Annotated in this window: 23 protein-coding genes and 1 tRNA gene; 8 read left to right on the forward strand and 16 right to left on the reverse strand. The window is 49.3% G+C overall.

The window, feature by feature from the left end:
* Nucleotides 1-110: 110 nt before the first annotated feature.
* The 3 genes from DNK57_RS04410 to feoB all read left to right on the forward strand — a co-directional run bounded on the left by DNK57_RS04410 (nucleotide 111) and on the right by feoB (nucleotide 6,385).
* Nucleotides 111-4,103, forward strand: a complete 3,993-nt coding sequence (locus tag DNK57_RS04410; protein WP_320056879.1) for a cobaltochelatase subunit CobN — start codon at nucleotides 111-113, stop codon at nucleotides 4,101-4,103.
* Between the two features lie 102 nt (nucleotides 4,104-4,205).
* On the forward strand, nucleotides 4,206-4,433 hold the full coding sequence (locus tag DNK57_RS04415) for a FeoA family protein (protein WP_192961847.1): 228 nt from the start codon (nucleotides 4,206-4,208) through the stop codon (nucleotides 4,431-4,433).
* 2 nt (nucleotides 4,434-4,435) lie between these two features.
* Nucleotides 4,436-6,385, forward strand: coding sequence for a ferrous iron transport protein B (gene feoB / locus DNK57_RS04420; protein WP_192961848.1), 1,950 nt, complete (start codon nucleotides 4,436-4,438; stop codon nucleotides 6,383-6,385).
* Between the two features lie 95 nt (nucleotides 6,386-6,480).
* Here feoB and tusB read toward each other — a convergent pair whose 3' ends face one another.
* From tusB to DNK57_RS04450, 6 genes are all read right to left on the reverse strand, one after another.
* Nucleotides 6,481-6,804 carry a sulfurtransferase complex subunit TusB gene (gene tusB, locus DNK57_RS04425; RefSeq protein ID WP_192961849.1) on the reverse strand — a complete coding sequence of 108 codons (324 nt, stop codon included), beginning with the start codon at nucleotides 6,802-6,804 and terminating at the stop codon, nucleotides 6,481-6,483.
* Nucleotides 6,804-7,403, reverse strand: coding sequence for a (Fe-S)-binding protein (locus DNK57_RS04430; protein WP_192961850.1), 600 nt, complete (start codon nucleotides 7,401-7,403; stop codon nucleotides 6,804-6,806). Before DNK57_RS04430 ends, tusB begins: the two co-directional genes overlap by 1 nt.
* A 9-nt stretch (nucleotides 7,404-7,412) precedes the next feature.
* Nucleotides 7,413-7,769 carry a DsrE family protein gene (locus DNK57_RS04435; RefSeq protein WP_192961851.1) on the reverse strand — a complete coding sequence of 119 codons (357 nt, stop codon included), beginning with the start codon at nucleotides 7,767-7,769 and terminating at the stop codon, nucleotides 7,413-7,415.
* Nucleotide 7,770: 1 nt separating this feature from the next.
* A complete protein-coding gene (locus tag DNK57_RS04440) occupies nucleotides 7,771-8,136 on the reverse strand; it encodes a DsrE/DsrF/TusD sulfur relay family protein (protein ID WP_192961852.1) in 366 nt (121 codons plus the stop codon).
* A 109-nt stretch (nucleotides 8,137-8,245) separates the two neighbouring features.
* Nucleotides 8,246-8,890, reverse strand: coding sequence for a DUF166 domain-containing protein (locus DNK57_RS04445; RefSeq protein ID WP_192961853.1), 645 nt, complete (start codon nucleotides 8,888-8,890; stop codon nucleotides 8,246-8,248).
* 19 nt (nucleotides 8,891-8,909) lie between these two features.
* On the reverse strand, nucleotides 8,910-9,299 hold the full coding sequence (locus tag DNK57_RS04450; protein WP_192961854.1) for an arsenate reductase ArsC: 390 nt from the start codon (nucleotides 9,297-9,299) through the stop codon (nucleotides 8,910-8,912).
* A gap of 122 nt (nucleotides 9,300-9,421) precedes the next feature.
* On the opposite strand from DNK57_RS04450, the gene DNK57_RS04455 reads away from it, so the two are divergent.
* Together DNK57_RS04455 and DNK57_RS04460 are read left to right on the forward strand one after the other, a co-directional pair.
* Nucleotides 9,422-10,774: an FAD-dependent oxidoreductase gene (locus DNK57_RS04455; protein WP_192961855.1), complete on the forward strand. Its 1,353-nt coding sequence runs from the start codon at nucleotides 9,422-9,424 to the stop codon at nucleotides 10,772-10,774.
* 5 nt (nucleotides 10,775-10,779) lie between these two features.
* Entirely contained in the window at nucleotides 10,780-11,532 is a 753-nt protein-coding gene (locus tag DNK57_RS04460; protein WP_226891164.1) for a hypothetical protein, read from the forward strand.
* A gap of 37 nt (nucleotides 11,533-11,569) precedes the next feature.
* Here the strand turns inward: DNK57_RS04460 and DNK57_RS04465 are convergent, their stop codons facing one another.
* From DNK57_RS04465 to DNK57_RS04475, 3 genes are read right to left on the reverse strand one after another with little or no spacing between them, the layout of a single operon-like run.
* Nucleotides 11,570-12,100 (reverse strand): rubredoxin, encoded by a 531-nt coding sequence (locus DNK57_RS04465; protein WP_192961857.1) that lies wholly within the window; start codon nucleotides 12,098-12,100, stop codon nucleotides 11,570-11,572.
* Between the two features lie 2 nt (nucleotides 12,101-12,102).
* Nucleotides 12,103-12,516: a ferritin-like domain-containing protein gene (locus DNK57_RS04470; RefSeq protein WP_192961858.1), complete on the reverse strand. Its 414-nt coding sequence runs from the start codon at nucleotides 12,514-12,516 to the stop codon at nucleotides 12,103-12,105.
* Nucleotides 12,509-13,723 carry an FprA family A-type flavoprotein gene (locus DNK57_RS04475; protein WP_192961859.1) on the reverse strand — a complete coding sequence of 405 codons (1,215 nt, stop codon included), beginning with the start codon at nucleotides 13,721-13,723 and terminating at the stop codon, nucleotides 12,509-12,511. The genes DNK57_RS04470 and DNK57_RS04475 overlap by 8 nt, the downstream gene beginning before the upstream one ends.
* A 123-nt stretch (nucleotides 13,724-13,846) precedes the next feature.
* Between DNK57_RS04475 and DNK57_RS04480 the strand changes: the two genes are divergently transcribed.
* A complete protein-coding gene (locus DNK57_RS04480; RefSeq protein ID WP_192961860.1) occupies nucleotides 13,847-14,602 on the forward strand; it encodes a V4R domain-containing protein in 756 nt (251 codons plus the stop codon).
* Nucleotides 14,603-14,638: 36 nt separating this feature from the next.
* On the opposite strand, the gene cobI is transcribed toward DNK57_RS04480, so the two are convergent.
* Nucleotides 14,639-15,331 carry a precorrin-2 C(20)-methyltransferase gene (cobI, locus tag DNK57_RS04485; RefSeq protein WP_192961861.1) on the reverse strand — a complete coding sequence of 231 codons (693 nt, stop codon included), beginning with the start codon at nucleotides 15,329-15,331 and terminating at the stop codon, nucleotides 14,639-14,641.
* A gap of 140 nt (nucleotides 15,332-15,471) precedes the next feature.
* Here cobI and DNK57_RS04490 point away from each other — a divergent pair, with 140 nt between their 5' ends.
* Entirely contained in the window at nucleotides 15,472-17,226 is a 1,755-nt protein-coding gene (locus tag DNK57_RS04490) for a helicase C-terminal domain-containing protein (protein WP_192961862.1), read from the forward strand.
* Nucleotides 17,227-17,351: 125 nt separating this feature from the next.
* On the opposite strand, the gene DNK57_RS09065 is transcribed toward DNK57_RS04490, so the two are convergent.
* The 5 genes from DNK57_RS09065 to DNK57_RS09085 form a co-directional block, all read right to left on the reverse strand.
* Nucleotides 17,352-18,209, reverse strand: a complete 858-nt coding sequence (locus tag DNK57_RS09065; RefSeq protein WP_320056867.1) for an FmdE family protein — start codon at nucleotides 18,207-18,209, stop codon at nucleotides 17,352-17,354.
* A 206-nt stretch (nucleotides 18,210-18,415) separates the two neighbouring features.
* The gene (locus tag DNK57_RS09070) at nucleotides 18,416-18,814 is read right to left on the reverse strand and encodes a hypothetical protein (protein WP_226891064.1); all 399 of its coding nucleotides are present in this window, start codon (nucleotides 18,812-18,814) and stop codon (nucleotides 18,416-18,418) included.
* Nucleotides 18,811-19,041 (reverse strand): hypothetical protein, encoded by a 231-nt coding sequence (locus DNK57_RS09075; protein ID WP_226891065.1) that lies wholly within the window; start codon nucleotides 19,039-19,041, stop codon nucleotides 18,811-18,813. The genes DNK57_RS09070 and DNK57_RS09075 overlap by 4 nt, the downstream gene beginning before the upstream one ends.
* Before the next feature lie 38 nt (nucleotides 19,042-19,079).
* Nucleotides 19,080-19,670, reverse strand: coding sequence for an FmdE family protein (locus DNK57_RS09320; protein ID WP_320056868.1), 591 nt, complete (start codon nucleotides 19,668-19,670; stop codon nucleotides 19,080-19,082).
* 14 nt (nucleotides 19,671-19,684) lie between these two features.
* Nucleotides 19,685-20,146 carry a hypothetical protein gene (locus tag DNK57_RS09085; RefSeq protein ID WP_226891066.1) on the reverse strand — a complete coding sequence of 154 codons (462 nt, stop codon included), beginning with the start codon at nucleotides 20,144-20,146 and terminating at the stop codon, nucleotides 19,685-19,687.
* Between the two features lie 165 nt (nucleotides 20,147-20,311).
* On the opposite strand from DNK57_RS09085, the gene DNK57_RS04500 reads away from it, so the two are divergent.
* Nucleotides 20,312-20,827: an FmdE family protein gene (locus DNK57_RS04500; RefSeq protein WP_192961863.1), complete on the forward strand. Its 516-nt coding sequence runs from the start codon at nucleotides 20,312-20,314 to the stop codon at nucleotides 20,825-20,827.
* Between the two features lie 9 nt (nucleotides 20,828-20,836).
* On the opposite strand, the gene DNK57_RS04505 is transcribed toward DNK57_RS04500, so the two are convergent.
* Nucleotides 20,837-20,912 (reverse strand) — tRNA-Arg (locus DNK57_RS04505).
* Between the last annotated feature and the right edge of the window lie 125 nt (nucleotides 20,913-21,037).

The following is a 21,037-nucleotide window of genomic DNA, read 5'->3' on the forward strand; positions in this document are numbered from 1 at the left end:
GATCAGTATATTTAACTTTATGGATTTATATTAAAGTAAATGTTATTTATATTAAAGAAAATTTTATATTTTATTAAAGCAAACATGATTTGAAATAAAATATAATGGAGGTGAAATTTTTGAGAAGATCAGTTATTCCAGTGATTTTACTCATGACAATCATGCTTGCAGGAGGTGTTTCAGCGGCTGATAACAGTAGCAGCACTAACATTACAACAAATTCATCTCATTACAGTATCCTCATAATAACAGGGTCAACTTCGAGTACAAAGGCAATAGTTGAAGGCTATAAACTTGCAGGACAGGACGGCTACAGATTCAATCTTTCAATGTTCACAAACGATGAACTTCTGAGGAACGATCCGCAGATAGACATGGCGGCACTGGAGGCAGGCAGAAGGGCTGACGTTATCCTGATTCAGATGATAAGCTCTCCAAACACCCTTGTGAAGGTTAATCCAATCCTTAATGTTACGGGGGCCAGGAAGATAGTTGCCATAGGAACCGGTAACACATTCCAGAACGATCCCCGTGTGGGTGTGGACAACTCAACAGTGAAGTACATCTGGGATCAGGGAGGCCCCGAGAACTTCAAGAGAATGATGCTCCTCCTTCTGAGGGATGCTGGAATGCAGCTAAGGAGTGGAGAGAATTTAACAGCCATCCCCGCGGTGAAATCATTTGTATACCACCCTGACGCAGGGGAACAGTTCACGCAATGGGATCGCTACTACTCCTGGTATGTTCAGAGCGGCCACTACAGGGCAGGAAAACCATGGGTAGGTATCATCACCTTCGATACATACTACCGTGGGAGTGACATGAGAATGCACACTGCCATACTCGAGAGCCTGGAGAGGAAGGGTTACAATGTGATCCTTGGCTTTGCAGCCGACACAGCTACAAAGAGGAACCTTATTGAAAAGTTCTTCCTGGATGGTAACAGGACCCCCAGGATCAGCGGTCTCATAACATGCATGGGATTCAATTTGTACAACGGTGATCCCCTGAACTCCACGGCCATACTCAGGGAACTCGATTTACCTGCAATCGCCGCTGTCTATGCCTCAAATCTCAGGGCATGGAACGAGAGCATATCAGGACTTTCATCTGAGGTTTACTGGCAGATAGCACTTCCAGAGATTGATGGAAGGATAGAGCCAATAATGATCGGCGGCGGTGTTGAGGAGACAGACCCTCAAACAGGGCTTCGTTATACATACTATGTTCCAATACCCGACAGGATAGAGAGACTCACAGAGAGGCTTATCAACTGGATAAAACTAAGGGAACTCCCAAATTCAGAGAAGAAGATAGCTCTCATCTACTACAACATTGGTGGGGGTAAGGATGGTATCAGTGCCAGTTACCTCAACGTACCAGAGAGTATCAGTAACATACTGAGGGCGCTAAGGAGTTCTGGCTACAATGTTGAGGAAAAATCCACTGCAGAGGTGATAAACATACTCCTCGGACCGGGCCTTAATGTGGGTTCCTGGGCCCCTGGAGAACTTGAGAAGGTTGTCAGGGCCGGCGCAATCACATTTCCAGTATCTGAATACCTTGCCTGGTTCAGTCTACTGCCAGAAACCCTGAGAAATAACATAACAGCGACATGGGGGCCTGCCCCTGGAAACGTCATGGTCTACAATGGCAGCATAGTGATCCCCGGCGTCATGCTCGGTAACGTATTCCTCGGCCCCCAGCCAATGCGAGGATTCGGGGAGGATGCAGCTGACCTCATACATTCAACAACACTCCCACCACACCATCAGTACCTGGCATTCTATCTCTGGCTCCAGAAAAACTTCAACGCAGTTATACATCTTGGCACACACGGAACCCTCGAATGGCTGCCAGGGAAATCAGTGGGTCTATCATCCCTTGACTGGCCCGACGTGATGATAGGGGACCTGCCACACATCTACCCCTACATCGTAAACAATCCGGGGGAGGGGACTCAGGCAAAGAGGCGTGGCTACGCGGTTCTCATAAACCATAATATCCCGCCAATGGTGGTGAGCGACCTTTATGGGGATCTCTCGGAACTTGAACACAAAATTAACCTTTACCATACCTCCGAGGACCCCCAGAGAAAGCTGATAATCGCCGAGGAAATCAGAAATCTCACGGTCAAACTGGACCTTCACAGGGAACTTAACCTTGACCTCAACTCTTCCTTTGAAGAGGCCCTTGATCGAATTGAGCACAGACTTGATGAGCTATCATCTACACTGATACCCTACGGTTTACATGTCTTCGGGGAACCCCTCAATGGAGAGCTCCTTGATGCAATGGTGGAGGCAATAGTGAGCTTTGATCCTGCATCAAGGAATACAACAGAGTTCCGGAATGAAGTGAGGCAGAAACTGGCCAGTGATCAGGAGATCACAAACCTTCTGAGGGCCCTTGAGGGTCGGTTTGTTGAACCGGGTCGGGGGGCTGATCCCATAAGGATACCGGACCTCCTGCCCACTGGAAAGAACTCCTACTCCTTTGACCCCAGACTTGCACCTGATAGGGCTGCTTGGGAGATCGGTAAGAAGATGGCAGATGACCTCATTGCAGATTACCTTTCAAGGAATGGCAGGTACCCTGAATCTGTTGGGGTGGTCCTCTGGGCAATCGAGACCATGAGGACAGGTGGTCAGACAATAGCAATGGTCCTGCGACTCATTGGAGCTGAACCGGTATGGGATAAATCAGGAAGATTCACAGGTATAAGTGTAACTCCACTTGAGGTGCTTGGAAGGCCGAGAATAGATGTCCTGGTCACCATCAGTGGACTGTTCAGGGACACATTCGCCTACAGCATCGACAGGATGGACGAATCAATAAGGCTTGTCATGAAACTGAATGAGCCTCTGGAAAGCAACTACCTCAGGAAACACTACCTTGCAGACCTGGCGAATTATACTGCCCGGGGGTTACAGGCAGCAGATACCCTTGCCGGTGCAAGGATATTTGGAAGTGCCCCTGGAAGTTACGGTACAGGCCTGCCTGAAGTGGTGGAATCAACTGCAAAGTGGAACAATCAGTCACAGCTCCTTGAAACCTATCTGAATCATATGGGATTCATCTATGGAAAGGACATATACGCCATTGATGCAAAGGATGTCTTCATGAAGCAGCTATCCAATGTGGATGCAACGGTGCAGGTGAGGGACAGTGTCTACGGTGTTCTTGACAATGACGACGTTTATCAGTACCTTGGAGGTCTCACGATGGCTGCAGGGGCGATGTCAGGAAGAAGTATTGCATCATACATCGCCAATACAAGGTTCACACCAAGAATAGAGACACTGGCAGACTTCATTGCAGCGGAGCTCAGGACAAGAACCTACAACCCTAAATGGATCGAAGGGATGCTGAATCAGGGATTCTCAGGTGCTCATCAGATATCAAAGGAGATAGGGCATCTCTTCGGATGGAGTGCAGTCACACCTGATCTGGTCCAGGACTGGATGTGGCAGAAGGTTGCAGAGACCTATGTACTTGATCCCCAGGTAAGCAGCAGATTTAAGAGTCTTCAACCCTACTCCTATGCCTCAACAGTGGCCTGGCTACTGGAGGCCAACCGGAGGGGCCTCTGGAGTACGGATTCAGCTACACTGCAGAGGCTTGCCGATGAGTACATCGTGGCGGTTAATGAGTATGGTGTTGTATGCTGTCACCACACCTGCGCAAACCTTGTCTTCAATAGCTGGGTGGTGAAGCTATCATCCCTCAACCAGGCGGCCCTTAAGAAATTTGCAGCTTCAATGGCTGCAGCCACAGGGAAGTCCATTGATGTCCCTGGTTCTGATGTTTCACAGCCAGGATCAGTAAATGAGGGTAATGGGGTCGGCGAGACAGGTAAACCGGATTCAGGTTCCGCCGGAAATGAAGGCAGTGCATCCAGTTCATCATCAGATGCTGCTGGGGAGTCATCAGAAGTTTCAGAACAGTCAGGAACATCTGAAGGGTCTGGGAAGGCCTATGAGGTGGCAGCTTCAAGCAACAGTGCTTCTTCAAGCAATCAGACACCTATCTACGCAATAATTGGTGTTATAGGTCTTGTGTGCCTCCTTGGGCTTGGTTACTTCCACCAGGGAAGATCCTGAATCCCATTATTTTATTTTTTAATCCACAGGTTTTAGTCAAACCTAAAAATTTATATATGATTTAGTTGTAACTAAATTTTAGGATTTCCTAAAGGTGGTATCATGGAAACAACACTCGACAGAATAAAGGAAGGTAAAAGGGTGACTGTGACATCAGTTAACCTTCCCATTGATGTAAGGCACAGATTAATGGTTATGGGAATACGGAGGGGGGCGCTGGTCACGGTTGAGAACTCCGCACCCCTGCGAGACCCCCTCAAGGTGAGGGTGAAGGGCCACGCCTTTTCCATCCGTAAGGGGGAAGCATCGAGGATAGGGGTAAGGGATTAAAAATGCTAAGAATAGCCCTTGCAGGAAACCCGAATGTTGGAAAGAGCACCCTCTTCAATAACCTTACGGGGCTCAATCAGCACGTTGGAAACTGGCCAGGGAAGACAGTTGAGAAAAAAACAGGATACCTGAACTTCAGGGGAAATGATATTGAAATTACAGATCTCCCAGGGACCTACAGTCTCACAGCAGGATCCCCAGAGGAGGAGGTGGTCATTGATTATCTCCTTAATGAGAAACCGGACCTCATAATCAGCGTGGTTGATGCATCCAATATTGAGAGGAACCTCTACCTCACACTTCAGATACTTGAGTTCGGCCTCAACACCATCATAGCAGTGAATTTTAACAGTGAATCAGAGAAGAGGGGATACAGCCTTGATGAGAATAAACTTGAGGAACTGCTGGGTGTGCCGGTCATAAAGATTGAGGCCACCGAGGGTAACCAGGATGAATTACTTGAAGCAGCCATAAAACAGGTGAAAGGTACCCCTCCACAGATCAGATACGAGTTTTTGAGGTCAGATAACATTAAGGAATTCATTAAACTCCTTGAAGATATTGAGCTGGATGTTCCAGCTGAATGGGTCCTAATAAAACTTCTTGAAGGTGATAAAAAGGTGGCCTCAATGGTTGGGGAGGATATACTTGGGAGATTTGAAGGGATTCGCCGGATCCTTGAGGAGGAGCAATCTGCTGATGCCGACATCATGGTCTCAGATGCAAGGCATGGCCTCATAGAGGGTCTCCTGGAGAGGTCCCTCAGAAGACCCCCCATTGACAGGGTAACGGTCTCTGAAATTATAGATCGTGTTGTCCTCAACAGGTACCTGGGGCTCCCGATTCTCCTGGGGGTGATGTGGTTGATCTTCCAGCTCACATTCACTGCAGGGGCTCCACTCACAGAACTGATTGATACTGGTGTATCCCACCTTGCAGAGGCAGTTCAGGGAGCCCCCGGGGACCAGTTTGTGCTGTCAATGCTATCCGATGGCGTGATCGGGGGTGTCGGTTCAGTCCTTGTATTCACACCGAACATATTCATACTCTTCCTCCTCCTCACCTTCCTTGAGGATTCAGGATACCTGGCAAGGGCAGCCTTTGTCATGGATCGTGTAATGAATTCACTGGCGGGTCTGAGCGGCAGGTCATTCATCCCCATGATGCTTGGCTTCGGATGCTGTGTCCCCGGGGTAATGGCAACAAGGACAATAGGTTCTGAGAGGGAGAGGATTCTCACAAGCCTCATGATACCCTTCATGTCATGCAGTGCCAGGCTCCCGGTCTACGTGCTCTTCACATCAGCACTCTTTCCTGTCATCTACCGGGGATGGGTCATATTTTCCCTTTATATCATGGGCATTGCAGTGGCCATAATAACCGCACGCCTGCTGGGTGAACTGGTCATGGGTGAAGGGTCACTATTCCTTATGGAGCTTCCACCCTACAGGATCCCAAGGCCCAGGACGCTCCTGATTCACACATACCAGAGGACCATCCAGTTCATAAAGAAGGCTGGAACCATAATACTTGCAGGTTCGGTGTTCATATGGTTCCTTTCAGGCTTTCCAGGGGCAGATGTTTCATCATCCCTGCTGGGAAGACTTGGCTCCATGGTGGCGCCCATCTTCCATCCACTCGGATTCGGGGACTGGCAGTCATCAATAGCCATAATATCTGGCTTTGCAGCAAAGGAGCTTGTTATAAGCGCCTTTGGAACAGTTTACGGTGCAGGTAATATCACAGCAACCATACAGGGAGCCTTCACACCACTTGAAGCCCTATCATTCATGGTATTTGTGCTGTTCTATACACCCTGCCTGGCGACACTGGCCGTTATAAAGGAGGAGGCAGGCACAAGGTGGGCCCTCTTCTCAGTGTTATACTCAGTGTTCGTGGCCTGGACAGCATCCTTCATCATATACACTGCCGGGACTTTGCTGGGCTACTGAACCGGATGCATTCATCAATTAACCATTATGGAGGTGATCAAATGGTATCCCGTGGAGGTATAAGGGGTGCGAAGAAGGCCAAAGATTAGGCAGCTTTAAAATGTGAATACCATCTCAAGGTCTTCCATTATATCAATAACGACCCTGTCAAAGCCTTCAAGCACTTCAACACCATCTATGAGCATACCCTGGGTTATACCCCTCGCCATGAGGTCTTCCTTCCTTGCAAAAACGTCCCCGGCCCTCAAAATCTCCCTGATGGTGTGGGAGTACTTGTTTCCTTCCATTGCAGCGTATACTCCGTTGGCTATCAGGTAAACCTTCAGGTCATCTTCATCCCAGATATCCAGGAGGTCCAGAAAGGTTTTGAAGCTGAGCTCCGAGGGGCTCTTTGTCACGAGAAAACCCACAGATCCCATCAGTAACCGCTCCAGCCAAGGGTCTCCATAAGATGTTCGCCGAGCACCTCCTCGAGGCAATGGACCTTCTCCTGCATCCAGGGCTCCTTAAGTGGCAGGCAGCTGTCAAGCTTCTGTTCACCGTTTAGCAACTTCATTGCAAATGCCATGCACGTGGATTCACCGCAGTCACCGCAGTTGCTGCCTGGCAGGCATCTGTGTACATCCATGGGGCCGATGCGGCTTAGATCCCTTCCGCGCACCCCCTCCTTATAGGCCTCATAGGCATCGTTTATCTTTTTCATAATCTCCTCTATGATATCAAAGGCCTCATCAACGTCCTGTGTCTTGTTCATGCTCACCTTTCCTGAGGGGTAAAGACTTATGAGTCTATCATAGATTGTGAGGGTGAGTATGTTCTTCTTTTTAACATAATTCACTGCACCTGGAGGGTACATGTTTGCAATTATGGGTATCACATCCCCGATATCAGCGTTAAGTTCCATGAGAACCCTTATTTTACCCTCACTCGCCACGCAGGGCTTTACCTGTTTAAGGATAACCTCCCTCACAAGGGATCCATCGGGCAGGACTTCCTTTTTGATTTCCTCCATATCCATCAGGACACCTCATATTTTAAGAATTGCGGTTTCAGATTTTGCAGATAGTATTTCATGAAGTTCTTCGTCATTTATTATCTCTGCAGCCTCTACAAGGTCCTCCTCTTCAAGACCCCTCTCCTTGAGGGATCTTTCATGCACAAAGACACTCCCCTCGGGGAATATAAGGTAGGTGAGTTCCTCAACATTTGGGTATCCAATGGCCTCTGAGACCTGATCAGCCACTGCAGCATAGACACCATCCTCCATCAGGAGGACATCAGCATCCAGTGAACTGTTAAGACAGGCTATGACAATATAGAGGCCACTGAACGCGTTTTCGCATCCATAGGGGGCTCTGTCGATTATTATGAGGGCGGATTTCATGCTAACATCCCAGGGTTATAACTCGGTGACTCTCCTTTATCCATTCTCCAAGATCATAAACGCTTTTTATTTCAACGCCCTTTATGTAAGGCCTTTCTGAGCATGTGTACCCCCTTGCAGTGGAACATCTTATGCAAGATATTACTTGGACCCCGTCCATTACAAGTGACCTGAGTCTCTCTGCAGTATTAGGGAATGACTGGGGGGCCTGGTTCCTTTTCGGTATATGCGTCCCGTCCATGTAGAGGAATATTCTGACATCGTAACCATTTTTGATTGCGCTTTCAGCCATCTCAAATGCTATATCTGCATACTGGTAACGGTAGGGCCCCTCTGTGACGACTATTGTGAGGATCTTTTTTTCCATGGTTCTATCTTGATGGCCATAAAATAAATAATTTATTATGAATAATAATGATAGTTTATCAGTGATGATACTATCTCCCATCAGGCTTTTCAGACTTAATCAAGATCTATTAATCCCGAAGGGCCCTCTCGAAGGCCTCACTGTGCATCCTGGCAGCCATCTCCTTCTTGCACTCATCATCTGAAAATAGCCTCATCTTGGGGGCACGGCAGGGATAGAGCTGTACCTTCAGCCCGGCCTTTAATGGGAGATCCTGGGCATCCGCACCGGTAAGTTCCTCTGCAACGAAGAGTGTGGCTCCACAGGGAGAAGATCTAAGGACCCTTATCTCCTTAACTCTGTCCCCTTCAAGGTCCACCTCAACCAGGGGCCTTCCAAACCTTGACACGAATTCATCAAAGGAGGGGTTACCGTTCTCCTCCAGGTCGCACATGTTCTCAGGGGCTGTCACGTTCCCGTAACTCAGGAGCTGGTTCCTGAATCCCTCACCCCTCCAGGCCCCTATGATTATCCAGTCGACGTCACTGTGAATGCGGTCAACGAGTTCCAGGGTGAGGTCAGGGTGGAGTATGTAGGTTATCACAATATCTGCTGACACTATGGCTTTGAGTTTATCGGCGGGTATATCAACATCATCTGCAAATATGCCGCAGGGAGACTCAAGTTCAATGAACAGTGTTTCGAATTCACGGGCTATGTTCTCATAGGCCCTTTCACCGTAGGGCCCGTCTGTCACGATGGCAACCTTGAGCATGAAATCACCTCTCTCCAGATCACTTTTCAGGGTTGAACTCCTTCCTTATCCACTCAGAGATTTCATCACGGACCCTTCTGAGGGTATCAATATCTGCACCCCTGGGGTCAGGAAATTTAGCATGAAGGTACCTCTCCCCACCCAGGAATACAGGGCATGCCTCATCGCAGAGGCTTGCAACGATGTCAAATTTTTCACCCTCAAATTCCCTGAGACTCTTTGGTCTGTGGCCAGTAATGTCCACACCAATCTCCTTCATGACCTGTATGGTCAGGGGGCTGATCTCCTTCGGGTCACTGCCAGCACTGTGAACCTCATAGTGATCACCGTAAATGGCCCTGAGTATCCCCTCAGCCATCTGGGACCTCCCTGAGTTATTCCTGCATATGAATAGAACCTTAATCTTCATGTTTGATGCTCCCTTACAAGTACCACACCACTATTAATGTATTCAAATTTATAAATATATCTGAATTATTTATAAAATGAAGAAGAGATGTATATTTGATAACTCCTAGGAGAAAGGGATAGATGAGAGTTGTTATAGTTGGCGGTGGGGCTGGAGGACTTTCAACGGCCTCAAATATAAGGAAATATGATAAGGAAGCAGATATAAAGGTCATAACCCGTGATAAGCACGTGGCATATTCCCCCTGCGCAATACCCTACGTTATGTGCGGTGAGGTGGAATGCTTTGATGATATAGTTATGCACACTCCCGAGGACTACAGGGAGAGGAACATAGATATCCTCACTGAAACAGAGGTCGAGTCAATAGACCCTCAAAAAAGGACTGTAACCTACAGGGGAAAGGATGGGGTCACTGAGATACCCTACGACGTCCTTGTCCTTGCGACTGGCGGATCACCATTCATACCACCGGTCGAGGGCACAGACCTTGAGGGTGTATTCACCATAAGGACCCTCACAGATGGTGAAAGGATAACCGAATGGGCATCAAAAAGTAAGAGTGCAGTGGTGGTGGGTGCCGGACTCATAGGCCTTGAGATAGCCTACGGCCTCCTGAGGATGGGCCTTGAGGTTACCGTAACAGAGATGCTCCCCCAGATAGTCCCCAGATCCCTGGATCCGGACATGGCAGCCATAGTTCAGGGTTACCTTGAGGAGAAGGGCATCCGGGTTATCCTCGGCAAGGCCCTTGACCGGATAGTGGGTGATGAGAGGGTCGAGGGCGTTGTGGTTGGAGATGAGTGCCTTGAGGCGGATCTTGTTGTCCTGGCCACAGGTGTGAGGCCTGAGACTAAGCTTGCCAGAATGGCTGGCTGTGAAATCGGGCAGTGGGCTGTTAAGGTCAATGAGAGGATGCAGACAAGTGTGCCTGACATATACGCGGTTGGTGACTGTGTTGAGGTGTACGATGCAGTCACGGGATTCAGGACCCAGTCACCCCTGGGTTCAACTGCTGTCAGACAGGCAAGGGTGGCTGCAAAGAACATAGTGGGTATTGATGCAAGTTTCAGGCCAGTACTTAACGCCATGGTATCAAAGATAGGGGAACTTGAATTCGGTGCAGTGGGCCTCACAGAGGTCATGGCCCTCCAGAATGGTATAAAGGTGGTATCAGGTAAGAAGAGGGCCCTCACAAAGGCCAGATATTACCCTGGTGCCGAGAGGATAGATGTTAAGATGATATGTGACCTCAGTGGAAGGATAATCGGATGCCAGATGGTTGCAAAGGAGAGGGTAGCTGAGAGGGTTGATACCATGTCCCTTGCCATCTCCCAGGGACTCACATGTTCTGAACTCTCTGAGACTGAGTTCTCCTATGCGCCTCCTGTCTCAATGGTAATAGATCCCATAATCCTTGCAGCAGAGGATGCCTGTGAAAAACTGAAAAGGGTGAATGGCAGACCACGGGATTGATTGAGATGAAACATTTCCTGGTGACTCCAGCGGCGGGTAAACGTCTAATAGCCTGGGGGATGCTTGAACACCCATCCATCAGGAGGGTGCTTGAGAAGGGTACGCTGGTCATAATTGCAGGGACAACCAATGGTTACATAGCCGAGGAGATCCTTGGACAGCTGGGAGAGGACGGTTTTGACCGTCGCGGATTTCACAGGGGAATCATAAGGCCCCCCTACTTCAGGGGGGAAAGTCTCGACCATGAATTTCAGGGTGATGTGGTGATCAGGAATGGTGGATGGGAGCCAGGGATCACAATCTTTGATGTGGCAGATGAACTTGGAAGGGGTGATGTGGTCCTAAAGGGAGCCAACGCCCTTGAATACAGCTCAAGAAGGGCAGCGGTCTACATAGGTAACCCCATGGGAGGCACCGTGTTTCCAGCACTCCAGGCAGCTGTGGGCAGAAAAACAGAACTTATAGTCCCGGTGGGGCTTGAAAAGATGATACACGGTGAACTTGACACTATAGCGCTCAAAATGAACTCTGCAGGCACCAGGGGCCCCGGACTGTTACCTGTACCCGGGGAGGTCTTCACGGAGGTGGACGCCCTGAGGCTTCTGGCCGGTGTGGAGGCAGAACCGGTTGGAGCTGGAGGCGTCCATGGGGCTGAGGGGTCCGTTCACCTCCTGCTTGAGGGCAGCGAAGGGTCCCTCAGACATGCGGAGGATATACTGAAGCGTGCTGGCATGGAGAGACCCTACGCCGATTTTTGATTCACTGCCTCAAACCACACTCTGAATCTCAGCGCACCTATTTTTTTGATATCTGTGAAAGTTCAATGATGTGTCCATGCTCCCCTTCCTTTCTTTTTATACGATACCTGTATCCTCTGCTTCTTTCAAGGGCTGCAGCAGCTGTGTTTGCATAGGGACATGTTGATAACAGCACACCATCATCCTCCAGGGAGCGGCAGAATCCATAGAACATGCAGTTTTTCACATTTAGGATGTTTTCAGCGTCACGGCTGATTGATGCTGCAAATCCATGTTCAATGAAGTATTCTGTAACTGATTTCAGGGGATCATCCCCTGGGTTGATGTTCTCTGCAATCACGGACCCCATTTTCCTTGTAACTGCCTGGGACCCCTTCCCCAGGACCTTCCATAGTCCCACAGTCATGGCCCTGAACAGGAGTATGAGGGGGTCCTGACCCCCCATGGACTCCGCGGAATCCTCAAACTCCTCCTTCCCAACACCACACCAGGGGCACACCCATCCATCATCCAGCAGCTCAAATTCACCCTCAGGGATCTGATAGCCGCATATCCTGCAGATCTTCATGGTTATCCCTGGAAGTACCTCTCTAGGAGTCCCTTCAGCATGGCCGCATGCCTTCCCTCGTCCCTTGAACTCTCATCAAAGAAGTCATGTGCCTCATCAACACCGCATTCCCTTGCCCTGAGGGCTGCCTCACGTTTCTCCCTGTTAGCTGCCTCCTCCCCCTCAAGCATCATCTCAAGGTTTTCCCGGAGGTTTCCCATGATCACACCATTTAGCTCTGCAAAGTGGGCTGCATGCTCGGCTTCTTCGAGGGCTATCCTCCTTAAGACCTCTGCAACCTCGGGGAGGCCCTCGCGCTGGGCCTGCCTTGCCATTGCAAGGTAGATACCGACCTCACTGCACTCTCCCCTGAAGTTTGCATCCACAACCTTCTCAATTTCAGTGCCCCTGCAGACACCTGTGATGTTTTCATTCATTGACATCACCTGCAAGCCTTCTCCCTGCTTCGAAGCATGCATCGAGTTCCTCCTGGTCCGGGACATAGTAGACTTCATCCTCCTCCACAACATCGAATCCAGCATCCGCGAGGAGTTTCCGGATGGTCCCGGTGGCACCTCCCCTGCCACCCATTGAGCCGAATACCATGGCCCTCCTCTTACCTGTCCTGTTGAATTTCAGGCCACGGAGGTACATGAGGAGGTCACCAACGCTTGGGTAGGGTTCATCGTAGATTGTGGGCGCTCCGAGGGCAATGGCGTGGCTGTCAAGTATGTCCTTCACGATCTCGCTGCGGTCGTCCTCATGGAGGTAATACACCCTCACATCAGCGCCCTCGCTCATTGCACCCTCGGCTATCGCATGGGCCATGAGGGCTGTGGAGTGGTGCATGGTGTCGTAGATGACGGTGACCTTCTTCTCCACTTTACCGGTGGCCCAGTCAGTGTATGCCCCTATTATCTTCATGGGGTCGGTCCATATCTGACCGTGGGAGGGTGCTATCATCTCTATCTTCTCAAGGAGGCCGAGTTCCTTGACCTCATCGAACTTCCTGAGCACAAGCTTTGACAGGGGTGTTATGAGGTTTGCATAGAATTTTTTGGCTGCATCCATGAGGACGTATTCTGGTATCTCAGTGTCGAGTCGTTGTGGATAGCATAGGTGCTGCCCGAAGGCGTCATTTGAGAACAGTATGCCGGTATCAAGGAAGGTGAACATGCTGTCTGGCCAGTGGAGCAGTGGCGCCTCAAGGAAGGTGAGGGTCTTCCCTCCGAGGTCAATGGAATTTCCGGTCTTCACTGTGCGGAACTCTGTGCCCTCAAGGGCAGGATAATGCTTGATCAGTCCCTCCACGGCAACTTCTGTGCAGTGGATCTCTGCATCAGGGAATCTCCTGTGGAGTTCAACCAGCAATCCGCTGTGGTCCTTTTCAACGTGGTTCTGGACTATGTAGTCCACCTTAATCTCCCTTCCCTCACGTTTGAATGCATCCTCCATCCTTGCCATTAGTTCCGGAGAGGTGCCCGGGTAGGAGTTGTCGATCAGTGCCACGTGTTCGTCTCCAAATACAAGGTAGGCGTTGTAGGTTGTCCCATGGAGTGTGTATCCATGGTAGTTTCTGATGTCCCAGTCAAGGACACCGACCCAGTATACTCCATCTGCTATCTTCTCTGACCTTGCCTTCATTGTATCACCATATATTTAGTTCGTATATCATCGAATGTACTATACTATACAAACTTCTATATAATTTTTTCTGTTTCATGGTATTGAAACGGTAATATACTACTTCAGACATAGGATGGGTCAATGAAGAGGAGGCATAATTTCACAATATTCTCAACCGAGACCGGAATCGAGGTAATAGAAAGCCCTGTTAAGTCGCTCATACTCTCTGAACTTAAAAAGGGGGAACTCAGCTTCCAGGATATAGTCAGGATCACAGGCAGATCAAAGTCCACGGTATCGAAACACCTCTCTGACCTCAGGAGGATGGGCCTTATAGTTGAGATGCCGGACCCTGAAGACAGGAGAAGAAAGCGCTTCGGAATAAACTCAAGGTACCTTGGTAAGCTCACAAGGAACAGGATGGATGAACTGGATGAGCAAAAAACAGAGTTCCTTGCAGAACACCTCACAGGAAGAGGCGACCCCCTCGAGTTCTTCAGACTGATGTTCCATGTCCTCAGGGTTGAACTCATAAAGGAGGGTATCAACATCGACCCTGTCCTCCATGAGGCAGGGAGAAGAATTGGGCAGGTAATCTACCAGGGGATAGCCTCAGAGGACCTTGAGGATCTTCTTGAAAATCTGAGGAGGTTCTGGATGATAAACCGCCTCGGAGTCCTTGAGGTTGAGAGCACCGAACCCCTTGTGATAAGAGCCTACGACTGCTTTGAGTGCGGACTTCTGCCCCAGATAGGTGAATCTGCATGTGCCCTGGATTCAGGGATACTTGAGGCCGTATTCAGCCATTACTTCAAAGGAGAGGTCCTTGTGGAGGAGACTGAGTGTTATGCCCGTGGTGATGGGAGGTGCTCCTTCAGGATTGTTCCTGAAAGCTGATTTTTTTGGTTTCTATACAGAGGTGTTCCTTCAGGATTACTCCCTGAACCTCACAATGGTTGTTGCAAGGTACCCTCCACCGGAGGCAAATCCCCTCTCAACAACCTCATCATCCATGCTGCAGTTGGCCACCGATACAACATCCTTCCCACGGGGATCAGACTCAACAACCTCCATGGCCCTCCTTCCATGGCGTGACGTCTTCATGATAACACAGGCATCAACATCCTCAAGCACCCTCTCAAAGCGATCATCAACCCTGGGTACCACAAGGAGGATCTCATCACCCTCAACGAGTGTTTTACCAGCAGCGGCTGCACATGCCGTGAAGGAGGTGACCCCCGGCACCATCTCGGTCTCAAAGCCCATATCCTCAATGCGACGCTGCAGGTAACTGAAGGTACTGTAGATGGATGGATCCCCCAGTGTTATGAAGGCCACATCCCTGCCATCCCCAAGTTCAGCTGCAACCATTCTGGCCGCAGCATCCCAGTGACTTTCAAGTTCATCCCTGTCATCGGTCATCGGAAAGACCGGGTCAATTATTCTGCAGTCATCCATGCGTTCAGCGAGGATATCCTCAACTATTGATAGGGCTATGCTCTCCCTCTCTGATGATGAACGGGGTGCGCATATAACCGGGACAGATCTGAGTACATTCACAGCCCTGAGGGTCAGAAGTTCGCTGTCCCCTGGACCCACACCCACACCAATGAGTTTTCCATGCATTAGAACACCTTTAATACTCTGTAGAGATGATAGGGGTCTGGTTGTTGTTACTGAAAATGTCCAGACCCTCGCCCTTATAAATCATTATTTTTCTGTGACACTCTCTAAACTTATATACTTCCACCCCCTTAAATAGGTCCATGGAAAACCCACTCTTCTGTCCCGACTGTGGAATGATGAGGGATAACTGCACATGCAGGGGTAAGGGCAGACTATCATTCTTCAGGAACATCATAAAGCCTCCTGAGAAATCAGATACCCTCAACGAGGACCTAAAGAGGAGGTACCCCCACATACCCCATGAAATCATAGAGAACTTCCCATTTCCACAGCCAAGACCGGGACAGCTTGACATAATAAATGACATCTACCAGGCAATCGAGGAAGGTTACAGGCACGTTATACTTGAGGCAGGCACAGGGACAGGTAAATCAGCAATAGCCTGCACCCTTGCAGGTATCTACCAGCCAGCATACATCCTCACCATGACCAAACAGCTCCAGGACCAGTATGCTAGGGAATTCGGGTTCCCCGTCGTCAAGGGAAGGAATAACTTCTTCTGCCTCAACGACAACCTGGAATCAACCTGTGACATGGGAACATGCCAGACACTGCCCTCATCAGATAAGTTCCAGTGCCCCTACGGTGTTGTGAGGGGTGAGACACTCCTGGGGGAGGAGGCATTCCAGGACTCCTATGGTAACAGTGTATTCTTCAAGACCGATGAGCACTGCCAGTACTGGGAACAGAAGGCTGAGGCCATAAACAGTCCCATAACCCTCATGAACTATGACTACGCCTTCCTTGAACTCAACTATGTGGGCCACTTTGACAGGAGAAACCTCATGATACTGGATGAGGCCCACAACATTGAGGACAAGCTCATGAAGAGGCTCGAGGTGACCATATCAAACAAACGCCTCAGCAAGGATATCAAAAGGACAATACCCCCATCGATGCTGAGGGAGGATGACCCGGCAGAATGGGTTCTCCAGATTGAGGCAATAGCGGACCACTACAGTGACCTTGAACTGGATTCAATGTCAAGAAGGAGGAGGGACAGGATAAAGAGGACCATAAAGAGGCTCTCAGAGCTCAGGATGAGCCTGGAGGATGAACCAAAGAACTGGGTCATCGACGCCGATGATGACTCAGTCTCCTTCAAACCCCTCAGGGTACATCACTATGCACATGACAGGCTATTCTCCTACTCTGAGGTCCGCCTATTCATGAGCGCAACCATACTCAGTGAGAGGCTCTTCTGCCAGTGGTTAGGGATAAATCCGGGGGAGGCATACTTTGTAAGGGTTGACAGTCCATTCCCAGCATCCAGGAGACCCATAGAACTGAAGATCGCAGGGAAGATGTCCCGCAACAGGATAAGGCACACGGCCCCTGAGACAATACCCATCCTTAACAGGATACTTGAGAGGCATAAAAACGATAAGGGACTTATCCACACCCACAACTATCGCTGCCAGCGGTTCATAATGGATAATATACCCAGCAGTAGGCTCATTGATCATAAGGCATCCAACAGGGAGGCTGTGCTGAGGTACTTTGAGGAGTCCAGGGACCCACTGGTACTTGTAAGTCCATCCATGAGTGAGGGTGTTGATCTGCCCTATGACAAGTGCCGCTTCCAGGTGATCTACAAGATACCATTCCCCTACCTGGGTGATAAGCAGGTTAACAGGAGGCAGAGGATGGATCAGAGGTGGTACGCCTACAAGACCATAATGACCCTCATGCAGGCCTATGGGCGCGGAATGAGGGCCCATGATGACTCCTGCTACACCTACATCCTTGATGGTAACATAGAGATGATATTCAGAAGCCCCCTTTACCGTTCACTATTACCAGAATTCTTCAAGGAAGCCATAGTCAATGACTAGGACGTCTCTGAAGCTTATCAGCAGATAAAACCTGATGCAGTTTATCTGTGCATCCATGAGAATTCTTTAAGAATCAGTTCCATGCAGAGTTTAACCATATCAGCTAAAAAAATAAAAATTGGGGATTATTTTCCTGCTCCGCCCCTGAGGAATCCAAAGGCCACAAGACCAGCAGCAACAAGGACGCCCACGATACCATAGACGTACCATGAGGAGTCACCGCCACTGGCACCTGATGTAGCATTCTTAACCTCATAGGCCCTTGCAGGGGTTGATGCAGGCTCCTCTGACACTGAAGATGCAGCACTCACATCGGCCGGTGAAGCAGCAGCCTCAAAACCAGGGGAGTGACCGCCATGTCCTGTAACAGATGAACCACCGGTTGAACCGCCGTTTGAGCCACCATGAACACCACCAGGAACACCGCCCTGGTTTCCATTCTGTGATCCACCGTTGTTCACCGGTATGAGGTCTTCAGGGTTTCTCGCCGGTATTGAACGCAGGTATGCAAGGGGGTTACCGTTTGCACCGCTCTGTATCACCCTGAGTTCATCCTCGGTTATCCACTTCTCAACCTCCTTTGTGAGGACCATTGGGGATGTCATATATGACGGTGTTTTGCCACTGCAGAGCATTATGAAGCCAGCAGCCCACTTCTCGAACATGGCGTTTCTTGTGGTGCAGTCACTGAGGTCGAACTCTGGCCATTTGAAGCTTATCATCACAGCCTTACCAACCTTCTTAACTGGATCCCAGACTATGAGTATTCCCTCTTCACTTCCACCGGGCACCATCGGGGATTCGAGTTCATCCTGGAGGACCCTCTTGGCGAAGTAGGTCCCTGTACCGGGGCTCACACCCATGAGGTACAGGAGGGCGTCATCCTTGCAGTATATTCTGGTCCCGAACCACTGATACTGCTGGCCGGCTGCAAGGGGATAGTTCTCAAGGGCATACTCTGTGATGAAGAATCCGGGCTGCACACCTGGACAGACATGGTTGTGGAACAGGAAGGTTACCAGCTGCTCATAGGGTATACTGTACTTCCATGCATTGGCTATGCTCTCAATGCTGAAGTAGGAACTACCGAATATCCTTGAATTGGCGCTATCACGTGTCGAATTATTGAGGGCTGCGGGGGCCTATGTCATTAACCCTGAAACCACCGGGTGTTGCTCCGGCAATTAGTTCACCTGTCAGTGGATTGTAGGTTATATGCACGGCCTCCAGTGTTTTTTCCATCAGCACCCTTCAAGACGAAGGTGAACCATAATGGTTTGTAGAATGGGTTGTGGGCTGGTAGAAGGTTTTTCATGCTGAGCCTTGAACCAAGAACGCTGAATATTCCGTCGTAGCAGCCATCGGTCGGAGTTCCGTTGAGGTAGACGTAACCGGCTGATGTGAGGACCGCTAAATTGAGGTCATCCCTTTCAAGCTTTATTCCTCTTTCAGCCAGGAATATCTCCTTAGCCATCTCAGCCGCCCTTTTACCTATCTCACGGATCTCAGCATAGCTCACAGGATTCCATGTTGCATTCACATTTGCCCTGGTGGCGTTTGGTAGATTGAGGCTGTTTATGTAGTTCATATCCAGTCCATGGGTCTCATTAACCTGCTTGTAGTTGACCTCCCTTCCTGCCAGTAGTAGTACTGGTCGGCTGTCAGGTTGTCGAGTTCCTTAACGATTGTTACAATTGAGGCAGAGTCCACTGTGACCTTTTTAACGAGCCAGGCATTGAATTTGAGTTCCTGAACCGCCGATACTCCTGTCTCCCTTTTGTAGGTATCTATGAGTGCCTGCTGGTCAAACTTCATGACCACAAGGGTACCGGTGTTTGTCCTTGAGTTCCACCTTATGAAGCCCCCATACTCTCCTCTGCACCGGCACCGGTTGTATCGAAGCCGAGGTATGACCTCTTCCCGGGGGTGTTATCGAGTGCAAGTATGAGGGCGTCATCATCTGAACCACCTGGAACACCTACTGTGACATAGTTGGTGATCTCTATTGGTGAACCGGTTGACCAGTCCTGAATGGACGGATAGTACATGTAGATGGTTTTGCTCATGGCATATCCACTAATGGTACCCAGGCACATGTGTCCATGGAATGCGGCCTGTTTGAGCAGATCTGCTGGTGCCCCGACGGCCCACGCGTTTGCAAGGCTTGCGAAGGGGAAAGCGTCATCCCCCAGCTTTGATGTGAGATTGTTCCACTGGGCAGGGGTCATGTTCTGGGACACCGTTCCAAGGTACACAAGTGTGGTGTTCCTGTAGAATGCCATGAGAAGGTTTCTACCATTTTTCACTATGAACGCCGTGCACAGTGGGTCTTTAGCTGTTCTTCGAAGGGTAAGCAGGTTCGCCCTGCCGTAGCTTATCAGGCCACCGCCCCTGTTAAGTATTCCTTCTATGACGTCCTCTGTAGTCATATTACGGTACTTCACAAGGCCAGCTGTTGTTATAATAAGGACCTCTTCTTGCCGGTGAAGTTCAGGAGTTTATCTGCTTTATCTGTCACCTCTCTACCGATCCTGTATGGTTCAGTTGCATTTAGCAAGAGGTTTATGCTTGCATAGTACCTTCTATCCTGGGGGTCCATGGGATTCGGTTTGAGGTTTAACCTTCTCTCTACGGTAACGTAGCCTGGCGCCCTCACAGTCAGTGTGAGGTTCGCTGCACTTATGTTTGAATGCTGGAATATCAGCTTTGTATAACCACTGGAGGGGTCGTAGGTCCTGTTGTATTCTATGCCTGTACCGGAATCCGTGATCTCGAGGGTCGGATTGATCCTACCGTTGTCATCGCTGTACTGGCAGCTGACAAGGACACCAACCTCGCAGGTTGCGTTGTCTGCAGCTGCCACTGAACCCGTAAGCATGGCCAGAAGGAACAGAACTGAGACAATGAATAATCTCCTCATCCATTTCACCTCCCTCTAATTTGTCTCGTATTAACTAATTCTTACAATATAAAGATATATTATTACATTTTTTCTGTTGATTTAATGAAAGGTAATAATACAAAACATGCTTTACCGCCATCACCTATATCTGAATCGTAATCCAGAGATAGGGTGGTGATAGTTATGGATTATGAGGATATAGTTGGATTCCACGGTCACTCCTGTGCAGGGACGGCCATCGGATACAAGGTCGGTGAGATCGTAGCTGAGAGATTCGGAAGGTCAGAGGATGAGGAAATAGTGGCGGTTGTTGAGAATGATAGCTGCAGCATCGACGCCATCCAGTTCATGACAGGATGCACCTTTGGAAAGGGCAACCTGATATTCAGGGACTACGGGAAACATGTTTACACATTCTTCAACAGGAAAACAGGTCATGGAATCAGGGTATCACTTAAAAAACCAATGAATCAGCTCATGAAGGAACTTGGGGTTACAGACAGGGCTGAAATGACAGGGAAGATACTTGAAATGGATCCACATGAACTATTTGAGGTCAGGAATGTTTCAGAGAAACCCCCCGAGGAGGCAAGGATATATGGATCAGTCATATGTGCAGAATGCGGTGAACCCGTCTCAGAGCACCGTGCAAGAATAAAGAATGGCAGAATCGTCTGCATCCCCTGTTTTAAAGGTTAATAAAAAAAGCGGACCCGGGGGGATTTGAACCCCCGACCTTGGGATCCGAAGTCCCACGTCATATTCCAGGCTAGACTACGGGCCCCCTACACACATCTCTATTTAAAGTTAACCATTTAAATATTTTCTCATCTAGATGAAGACCTAAAAACAGGGACAGCAGACAGCTTTATAGGAAATGCCCCTTAATTAAGAATATGAGCATGCTGA

Origin of the sequence: Methanothermobacter thermautotrophicus, from assembly GCF_014889545.1 — an archaeon.
GTDB classification, from domain to species: Archaea; Methanobacteriota; Methanobacteria; order Methanobacteriales; family Methanothermobacteraceae; genus Methanothermobacter; species Methanothermobacter thermautotrophicus_A.